Raw genomic sequence first — 8,633 nt, forward strand, 5'->3', positions numbered from 1 at the left:
GAGGAGATCGCCAACGCGGTGCTCCACGGCCTGTCCAACGCCACCGCGGAGGGTGTCAACCGTCTGATCAAACTCGTCTACCGCACGGCGTTCGGCCTGACCAACATCGTCCACCAACAGACCCGCGCCCGCTACGTCGCCTCCCGCGCCACCCGCCCAGCCTGGCCACTCCCCGTCACCACCACCACATCCACAGCGTGATCACCCAAACACGGTTTCAGACGTAGTGCGCAGAGCCCCGTATCCGTCTTTTTTCAGCCGACCGCGCCGCTATGCTGCACCCTCGGCTGCTTCCTGGCAACCTCAAGCGGATCGTGCACGATCTGGGCGATTCGACGCGCCATCGCGCAGGGGTCGGGGGCCTGAAAGACATTCCGGCCGATCGCGACACCGCCGACCCCGGACCGCATCGCCGCCGCGAGTTCGGCGAGGTATTCTTCGGGTTCCATTGAGGAGCCACCCGCCACGACCGTCGGGATCGGTGAGGCGGCCACCACGTCGCGTAGCTCGTCGGTCGAGCCGAGGCGAGGAATCTTGACTATGTCCGCACCGAGGTCCGCGGCCAGCACAGCCGCGTGCATGCACAACTCCGCGTTGGGCGGGTCAGCGATCCTCGGGCCCCGCGGATACATCATGGCGAGCAGGGGAACGCCCCACCGGTCACAGGAGTCCGCCACCGCCGCCAAGTCCGCGATCTGACGGCTCTCCTGTGCCGAACCCAGGTTCACGTGGACGCTGACGGCGTCGGCCCCCAGACGAAGCGCCTCTTCGACGCTCGCCACCAGGATCTTCGCGTCGGGGTCCGGAGCGTGTCTGGTGCTGGCTGAAAGTTGCACGATCAACGACATGTGGTCGAAGCGGACGGCGTTTAGGTACCGCAGGCTTCCTTTGTGCAGTACAACCGCGTCGACGGCGCCGCGGGAGATTCCCTCGATCAGCTCATCAAGTGAGCGACGTCGGCTGAGTGGACCGTCGGTGACGGAGTGGTCCAGCGGCACCATAAACAGACGGCCACGGTGGTGACGATACAGCCTCCGAAGCCGAACGAGCCGCGAGAACGGGTAGTTGGGCATGCCGTACCTCGTTTTTCATCGATCCGATGAGTGCGCCTCGAGCCCTCGGCCGAGCACCAGCGCGTCATGTATGGTCAGCGCCAGCCGACGCATCCCGCCCCTGGGGACCAGGATGGATATACGTCGCTCCGAGATAGCGATCCACGGACTGCGGATCCCGTGCGTCGAAAGAATCTCGGCCAGCGTTTCGATGACCGCGCCGCACAGGTTCATCCTGGTTCCGACCAGCGATAGCCGCCCCAGATCATCACGCAGTTCCACAGTGCCGCCGGCCTGGCGTGCGATATGCGCCAGGTCGATCTGCCTGGCCGGGCTGCTGGTGAATCCAAGCGTGCTTCCATGCGTCGAGTCGGCCAGCGCGAAGAGATCGGCCGGCGCGACTTTCGCCGACGCCATTCGCGCGAGCGCGGCCCAGGAGTCGAGAGGTTCGCCGCGGCCGCGCATCATGACGAGCGTGGTGTCCTCGTCCTGGGTGACCGCCGCGACGACGCCGTCAGATTCCAGCGGGTTTCCCGGCACGACCTCGACGACCGTGCCTGGATTCGTCCCGAGCGAGTTCCGGACCTGGACCGGGATTCTCCTCGTGGCGGCCAGGTCCACCGCGCGCGGATGGAGGATGCCAGCGCCGGTGTGCGCCATCTCGTGCATGAGGGGCGCCGGTACGGTGGGAAGCAGCCGTGCCCGCGGAACCAGCCTCGGGTCGGCGGTGTAGACACCGTCGACGTCGGTGTAGATCTCGCAGGTAGCGCCCAGGGCCGCTGCCAGCGCGACGGCGGTGGTATCCGAGCCGCCTCGCCCGAGGGTTCGCACGTCGCCGCTGGCGTCGACTCCCTGGAAGCCTGCGACGACGACAACCTTGCCCTCCTCGAGACTCGTTCTGAGCCGGTCCGGAGTCACCGAATGGACAGCAGCGGAGCCGAACTCTCCGCTGACCTGTATGCCGGCCTGCCCGCCGGTCATGGACACCGCGGGCTGGCCGAGCTCCCGCAGGGCGAGCGCCGTGGTCGCCGCCGACACGACCTCGCCGGTCGAGACCAGTTGGTCGGACTCCCGGCTGCGCCAGTGCCCGCCGAGCGCGCGAGCCTCGCCGAGCAGCTCGTCGGTAGTCCTGCCGCGGGCGGACACTACGACGACGACCTGCTTTCCCGCCGCCGCAGTGTCGACCACCCGTCGCGCTACGCCGCGAATCTTCTCGATCGTCGCGAGTGAGCTGCCACCGTATTTCTGTACGATAATCGCCATCTTCTCCACCTTCTGATGCTCGGCGGCCGCACAGGAATCCGGCGTGCTGGAAACAGTTCACCCCGGCGCTATGCGGCGTACATCAGCGGACGGATTTCACCCGTTCTTCGGCCAGCTGCACGATCTCTTCGCCGATCTTCGTGCGCAGATCCGACTGGAGTGAGCTGAACCCGGGGCAAGCGTTGACCTCCAGGACCATCGCCTGACCGTCGCTCTCGATGATGTCGACACCGGCCATGCTCAGCTCCATGGCCGCTGCGGCACGAAGCGCGAGGTCCACCATCTCCGGCTTCGGATCGACCATCTCGTTCCGGAGTCGCTTTACCCGCGGCGTGCAGCAGGCGCAGTACTCCTCGTCGTCCTCGGCGTGGTAGACCCACTTGTGACCGTGGTTCGGCTTCCAGCCGTCATCGCCGGTGACCTGGTTGAAGGAGACCGACGGTTGGTCCCCGATCGTCGTCACCCGCAGCACCCCGGAATGGGGGAAGTACGGCTGGCAGAGAAGGGTCCCGTACGTCTTCAGCAGGTCACCGACCTTCAGCCTTCCCTTCTCGTCGTCGCCGTCGAGGAATCGCTCGACATCGTGACCGCCGAAGCCGATCGAGGGCTTGACGACGGTCGAGCCCCATTCGGCGCAGGCCGCCTCAAAGTCGGCGATGCTGGAGCAGGACCTGGTGGGCTGGGTCGGCACTCCGACTTGCGTGAGCCGGTGGATCATCGCGAACTTGCTGACCGACCGGATGTGCGGCGTCGCGGAGTCGAGCATCACCAGGTCGGGCACGCTGGACAGCAGGTAGAGCGCCTCCGCGGTGCCGCGCCACTGATAACCGAGGTGGGCGCGTGAGACGATCACGTCGAAGGTCGACGCCGCCTCGCCGCGGATCTGAGGCACGCCGCCTCCGGAGACCGCCGCGCAGGTGATGTCGTTGATTCCGAAGAAGACGGAATCATGCCCCCGGTCATGCGCCACCTGGGTGATGATGAGCGACTCGAGCTCATCTTCATCCTCGCATTCCCACGCCAGGATGCCAATCTTCACCGTGCATCACTTCCTCACTGCCAGAATGGGTTCGAACATTTTCTAGATCCGTGCGTTCAGCTGGTCAGCGCCTGCGCGGCCGACGGGCGGCCGGCGCTCTCGCGGAATCGGAGCCGACCGGGTGACGTGGCCGGCGGCGCAGCCCAGGACCTCACCAGCGGCGCCCGCGCGTTCTCGCGAGCTGCGTGTCCACGGCGGTGACGGTCCGCGCGAGGCGTCGCACAAGCTCGGCGAGCTCGGCGTCCTCGATCGTCAGCGACGGCGCGACCAGGAGAGCCTGGGTCCAGTGGTTCACGCCAGCGGGATAGACCACCAGTCCGAACTCGCGCGCCGCCCGACAGATCGTCGCGGCGAGTGGCGCCCGGGCGTGGGCGCCGGCGGCCTGACGCACCGGCAGCCCAAGCAGGAGGCCACGGCCACGGGGCTGGTCGAGGAAACCGACCTTCCCGGTGACCTCTTCTTCAAGGCGACGACGCAGCTCCGCCCCGATTCGCTCGGCCCGCTCGGGAAGGCGCTGTTGCTCGGTCACCCGCAGGACGGCGAGCGCCACGGCCGCAGACAGGGGGTTACCGCTCATTGTGTGCCCCAGAGCGAGGTCGGAGGCCGATCTGCCCGGCAGGACGGACGCGCCGACGAGGACCGCTCCGATCGGCGTGTAGCCGCCGCTCAGCCCCTTGCCCGTGACGACCAGGTCGGGAGTGACGCCGGAGCGCTGATAGCCGAACCAGTCGCCGGTCCGCCCGAAGCCGGTCATAACCTCGTCCATCACCAGGAGCGCGCCACTCGCGCTGGTCAGTTCGCGGAGCCGCCGGAGCACGTCGTCACGCAGAACCGCCGCACCTCCCGCGGCGCCGCTCACCGGTTCCACGAGGACGGCGGCGATCCGCTCCGGCCCGATCCGGCCGAAGGCCTCCTCCCAGGCCGACGTGGCCGGCAGCGGATCTGCGGCGGGATCGTCGGACGTGACCGGGACCGTCGACACGCCCGTCGAGACCAGCGCGTCCAGGTGCTCGCGTCGCGGTGGGTGGCCCGACACGGACAAGGCGCCAGCCGTCATGCCGTGGTAACTCGGCTGCTGGGTGAGCACGATGGAACGCTCGGGACTGCCTGCCAGAGCATGGTGGAAAAGGGCTAGGCGCAGGGCAGTCTCGGTGGCTTCCGAACCGGAGTTCGTGTAGACGACCTCGCGATATCCAGGCCCACCGATCGAGAGAATCTTCTCCGTCAGCGCCAATACGCTTCTGCTCGTGAACTGGCTTCGGTGCGCGAACGTGACGAGTTCCGCCTGCTCTCGCATCGCGGCCAGAACATCGGTCGATCCGTGCCCAATATTTACACAGATCGTGCCGGAGCTGCCGTCGATAAATTCACGCCCGTCCTCGTCGTAGATGCGGCTGCCGTGCGCTTTGGCTACCACCGGAAGGTCGCTCGATAGCCGTTGACGCCCGACGGGCAGGGTCGGTGCTGACATCGTAACCGCCTTGGCTCCGTGGTCCGTTGCTCTTCGTCCCGGTCGGTCGGCGCCATTGTGTTGCATGCGACTCGACGGCCCGAATTGGAACAGTCGGCAGTTTCATGCAGCCATCAGGCTGGCGGTCCGAGGCGACCCAAGATGCCCGTGACCGGCCGATCGCCAATAGCTTCGTGATAGCGAACCGTGGAGCATCTAGGCAGACACTCAGGCTGACGCAGAGGCGGGCGTGGATCAAGCTATGTGGTGACGGGCACGCCTGAAGCCCGATCAGCCTCCTTTCCGGGTGTCCTGACCATCACATACGCCTACCATGTTGGAGACGGCATGAAGTTCTCTATCTTCCTGAATCCGCAGGTTCCCGGATCGGGCTACCTTTCTGAACAGCACGTCGGGGCGAAGCGACCAATCGGGCGGGACACCGACTCCTACCAGGCAATGCTCCACGAGCTGCGCAGCATCGCGGTACAGGCCGACCAGACCGGCTTCGACGCTCTGATGCTCAGCGAGCACCATTTTCATTCTGAGGGCCTAGAGCTCTCGGTCAACCCGCTGATGGTGCTGGCCGACCTGGCCGCGCGAACCGAACGCCTGCTGCTGGCTCCGCTGGGCATGGTGCTTCCGGCGTGGGATCCCGTCCGCGCAGCGGAGGACGTCGCCCTTCTCGACCAGTTCTGTCGCGGCCGGCTCCGGCTCGGACTGGCCCGGGGTTTCCAGAACCGATGGGTCAACGTCCTCGGCCAACGCTGGGAGGTGACGGACGCCAGCGGCGACGGCTCACACACCGACGACCGCAACTTCGAGGTGTTCGGCGAAATCCTGAAGATCATGAAGATGTGCTGGACTCAGGAGACCGTGCGATACCGGAGCGAGATTCTGGACGGCTATTCGATCCCGCAGCCCTTTGACGGCATCGCGGACTGGCCGGCCGTGGAATGGACCCGCGCGTACGGCGCTGCGGACGAGATCGACGAGCAGGGCCGCGTCCGCGCGGTCTCGGTCTGCCCGCGGCCATACCAGGACCCGTACCCGGAGCTGTGGCAGCCGTTCACGATGAGTGACCGGTCGATCGTCCGGTGCGCGCAGGAGGACATCGTCCCGTGGATCTTCACGCCCTTCCTGAACGAGCATCGGGCGAAGGCTGAGCTTTACCAGTCCGAGTGCGCCAAGTTCGGTCGGGAGTACAAGCTCGGCGAGCACACCGGCTTCCTGAAGATGATCGGGCTCGCCGACACGACCGAAGAGGCCGCCCGGGTCTTCAATCCCTCGATCCTGAACGACTTCGCGACCTTCTATGGATCGTTTGGCTTCCAGGACCCGAGCCTGATTCCGGAGGTCGGCCTGTTCGGTGCCCCGGATGACGTCAAGCGAGGCCTGGAAAAGATCTTCAACAGCACTCCGGACCTGGAGTGGATCGGGCTCTTCATGATCGGCCAGCAGGGCGGCCTGCCGCTCGACCGGGTACTGCGCAGCCTGGAGCTCTTCGCCGAGGAGATCATTCCCGAGTTCCGCGACTGACGCGGAGGACTCCCCTGCCGCCCGTGGGCTCGGCACGGACTCAGCGAGCTGGGAGTCCACGAACGGTCGACCATTCCGCGGTGACTATGCGGTCGACCGCTGGGTCGGCACCGTCCGCCGGGAATGCACCGACAGGCTGTTGATCGTCTCCGAACGGCACCTGACGTCCCGGAGCTACGTCGGGGGGACAGGCGGGTTGACCCGTCCGGCGACGAGGATGATTCGCATTCCGGCGGGCGGGGCGGCGGGTAGAAGCGCGGCGATGCTGTGGCCGGCCGGCCCGCGCACCCCTGCATCCTCGTCGAGCCCATCCACGACGAGGACGAGCCGCTCACCATAGGCGTCGCAGCGCTCGGCGGCTCTGGTGAGTAGACCGAGGAAATGGGTGTCCCGGGTGGCGTCTGTCAGCGGCGGTAAGGACACGCCGAGCAGGTCGCAGAGCTGTTCGATGACCAGGTCGGTGAAGGCGATCCGGTCGTTCTGGCTGGCGTAGCGGGCGGTGATGAAGAACGACACGACCCGCACCCCGGGTAGGGGATGTAGGACCAGCCAGGACATCAACGCCGACTTGCCCGTCCAGGCCGGTGCCCGCCACCAGGCGTAGCCGGCCCCCGGTGCTGGCGCGGTGTAGCGCGTCGGCGATGTGCGGGTCGTGGGTGCTGATGGTGGTGAGGTAGTCGAGGAGGTCCCGGCGGTTGGAGACGCTTTCGACGTCGATGCGTTCCACGACCCGTGCCCCGACGGGGAAGGTGATGGTGCTGGGTCGGGTAGTGGCGACGATGATCGTGCCGGGGGGAAGAGCTGGGGGTAGGCTGAGGGGGAGTTCGCTGCCAGGTGGAGGTGGTGCTTCGTCGAGGCCGTCGACGAGAAGCACCACCGGCTGGTCGGGTTGTGTGGCGTCGCGGGTCTTGGCGGCGTCGCAGAGCCGAAGGTAGAGCCAGCGTGGGGTGTGGGCGTCCGTGGGGAGGATGCCGTCGGGGGCGGTGTCAAGTTTCCAGGTGGCGATGAGCTGTGCGGCGAGGTTCAGCCGTGCGGTTTCGGGGGTGCGTCCTTCGGTGAGGCGGGTGAAGTGCGCCGGCCACACCCGGGTAAACGCCAGGTATGCGGCCAGCGCGGACTTTCCCATTCCAGCTTCGGCTTCGACGAGCAGATAGCCACCGCGGCGCTGCCGTATACACCGGTCGATGAAGGCGTCGATCTTGCCGATGAGGTCGGAGCGTCCCCGGAATCGGGCGACCGGATGTACGTATTCGGAAGTCCCGTTGTTGATCTTTTGGGGTGACGGCCTTCGGGGCTGGGTGTGGCCTGATGGTCGTGGTGGGTGATGTTCTGCCGGTCGGGGTGGTTTGCTGCGGTGCGTGACGGTTGTCGAGTCGGGGGCGGGCGCTGCCGCGAGCGGTGAGGTTGCCGAGGGCGCGGCGCTGCTGGCGGAGAACGCCTGGCTGCGGGCCCGGGTCGCGGAGCTGTTGACGGACATCGCCGGGCTGGTCGCGCGGGAGGCGACGCGTGAGGCCGAGGTGGTGGAGCTGCGTCTCCAGCTCGAGGCGTTGCAGGCGGAGCTGGCGACGTTGCGGCGGATGCTGTTCGGCCGGTCGTCGGAACGGGAGTGCGGCGGGTCGCCGGCCGTGGGTTCGCCGGATGGCGGGGACGGTTGTGGCGACGGGGCGCGGGGCGAGGCCGCCGGGTCGGCAGGCCGGCGGCGGGGGCCGGGCGCGCGCTCGGGCCGGCGGAGCTACGACCATCTGTCCCGCGACGAGGTCGACTGCGACTTCGAGGGCGGGGGCTATGGCTGCCTGTCGTGTGGGCAGCCGTTCACGCCGTGGGGCGAGCATGTCGTCGAGCAGCTCGACTGGCTGGTGACGGTGCGGGTTCGGGTGTCGAGGCGGCGCCGGTATCGGCGGGGCTGCCGCTGTGGCGGGTCGTTGACGGTGACCGCGCCGGGACCGTCGAAGGCGATCGGGAAGGGCCTGTTCACGCACCGGTTCCTCGCGATGCTGATCGTGGAGCGCTATGTCGCGGGCCGTTCGCAGAACTCGCTGGTCACCGGGTTGGCCCGGCACGGCGCCCAGCTCTCGCCGGCGACGCTGACCGGGGCGTGCGCCCAGGTCGCGGGCCTGCTCGCCCCACTCGCCGAGCAGATCGTCGGGCGGTCGCGGGGGNCGTGGCACCTGCACGCCGACGAGACGACCTGGCGGGTGTTCACCCCGACCGGCGGCGGCGGGCCGGCCCGCTGGTGGCTGTGGGTGTTCCTGGGGCCGGACAGCGTCTGTTTCGTGATGGACGCGACCCG

Annotated in this window: 8 protein-coding genes; 3 read left to right on the forward strand and 5 right to left on the reverse strand. The window is 67.6% G+C overall.

Going from position 1 to position 8,633, the window contains the following annotated elements; all coding sequences use genetic code 11:
• Window positions 1–201: transposase (locus BMG523DRAFT_RS21075; protein WP_043592130.1), on the forward strand; the 201-nt coding region annotated here is incomplete at its 5' end.
• Window positions 202–254: 53 nt separating this feature from the next.
• Here BMG523DRAFT_RS21075 and BMG523DRAFT_RS21080 read toward each other — a convergent pair.
• The 4 genes from BMG523DRAFT_RS21080 to BMG523DRAFT_RS21095 all read right to left on the reverse strand — a co-directional run bounded on the left by BMG523DRAFT_RS21080 (window position 255) and on the right by BMG523DRAFT_RS21095 (window position 4,825).
• A complete protein-coding gene (locus tag BMG523DRAFT_RS21080) occupies window positions 255–1,073 on the reverse strand; it encodes a 2-amino-3,7-dideoxy-D-threo-hept-6-ulosonate synthase (protein WP_011436496.1) in 819 nt (272 codons plus the stop codon).
• A gap of 15 nt (window positions 1,074–1,088) precedes the next feature.
• Window positions 1,089–2,315, reverse strand: coding sequence for an aspartate kinase (locus tag BMG523DRAFT_RS21085; protein WP_011436497.1), 1,227 nt, complete (start codon window positions 2,313–2,315; stop codon window positions 1,089–1,091).
• Between the two features lie 82 nt (window positions 2,316–2,397).
• The gene (locus BMG523DRAFT_RS21090; protein WP_023841878.1) at window positions 2,398–3,354 is read right to left on the reverse strand and encodes a RimK family alpha-L-glutamate ligase; all 957 of its coding nucleotides are present in this window, start codon (window positions 3,352–3,354) and stop codon (window positions 2,398–2,400) included.
• A 151-nt stretch (window positions 3,355–3,505) separates the two neighbouring features.
• Window positions 3,506–4,825, reverse strand: coding sequence for an aspartate aminotransferase family protein (locus BMG523DRAFT_RS21095; RefSeq protein ID WP_023841879.1), 1,320 nt, complete (start codon window positions 4,823–4,825; stop codon window positions 3,506–3,508).
• A gap of 327 nt (window positions 4,826–5,152) precedes the next feature.
• Here BMG523DRAFT_RS21095 and BMG523DRAFT_RS21100 point away from each other — a divergent pair, with 327 nt between their 5' ends.
• Window positions 5,153–6,343, forward strand: coding sequence for an LLM class flavin-dependent oxidoreductase (locus BMG523DRAFT_RS21100; RefSeq protein WP_011436501.1), 1,191 nt, complete (start codon window positions 5,153–5,155; stop codon window positions 6,341–6,343).
• Window positions 6,344–6,517: 174 nt separating this feature from the next.
• Here BMG523DRAFT_RS21100 and BMG523DRAFT_RS24950 read toward each other — a convergent pair whose 3' ends face one another.
• Window positions 6,518–6,901, reverse strand: a complete 384-nt coding sequence (locus BMG523DRAFT_RS24950) for a hypothetical protein (protein ID WP_023841880.1) — start codon at window positions 6,899–6,901, stop codon at window positions 6,518–6,520.
• Between the two features lie 800 nt (window positions 6,902–7,701).
• Here BMG523DRAFT_RS24950 and BMG523DRAFT_RS21110 point away from each other — a divergent pair.
• Window positions 7,702–8,633, forward strand: a 932-nt coding sequence (locus tag BMG523DRAFT_RS21110) for a transposase (protein WP_235463342.1), incomplete at its 3' end; no start/stop codon positions are given.

Origin of the sequence: Frankia sp. BMG5.23, assembly GCF_000685765.2 — a bacterium.
Lineage (GTDB): Bacteria > Actinomycetota > Actinomycetes > Frankiales > Frankiaceae > Frankia > Frankia casuarinae.

Excerpts from the sequence above, each read along its gene's own strand:
- BMG523DRAFT_RS21080 (WP_011436496.1), bottom strand. The coding sequence starts at position 1,073 with ATGCCCAACTACCCGTTCTCGCGGCTCGTTCGGCTTCGGAGGCTGTAT.
- BMG523DRAFT_RS21085 (WP_011436497.1), bottom strand. The coding sequence starts at position 2,315 with ATGGCGATTATCGTACAGAAATACGGTGGCAGCTCACTCGCGACGATC.
- BMG523DRAFT_RS21095 (WP_023841879.1), bottom strand. The coding sequence starts at position 4,825 with ATGTCAGCACCGACCCTGCCCGTCGGGCGTCAACGGCTATCGAGCGAC.
- BMG523DRAFT_RS21100 (WP_011436501.1), top strand. The coding sequence starts at position 5,153 with ATGAAGTTCTCTATCTTCCTGAATCCGCAGGTTCCCGGATCGGGCTAC.
- BMG523DRAFT_RS24950 (WP_023841880.1), bottom strand. The coding sequence starts at position 6,901 with ATGTCCTGGCTGGTCCTACATCCCCTACCCGGGGTGCGGGTCGTGTCG.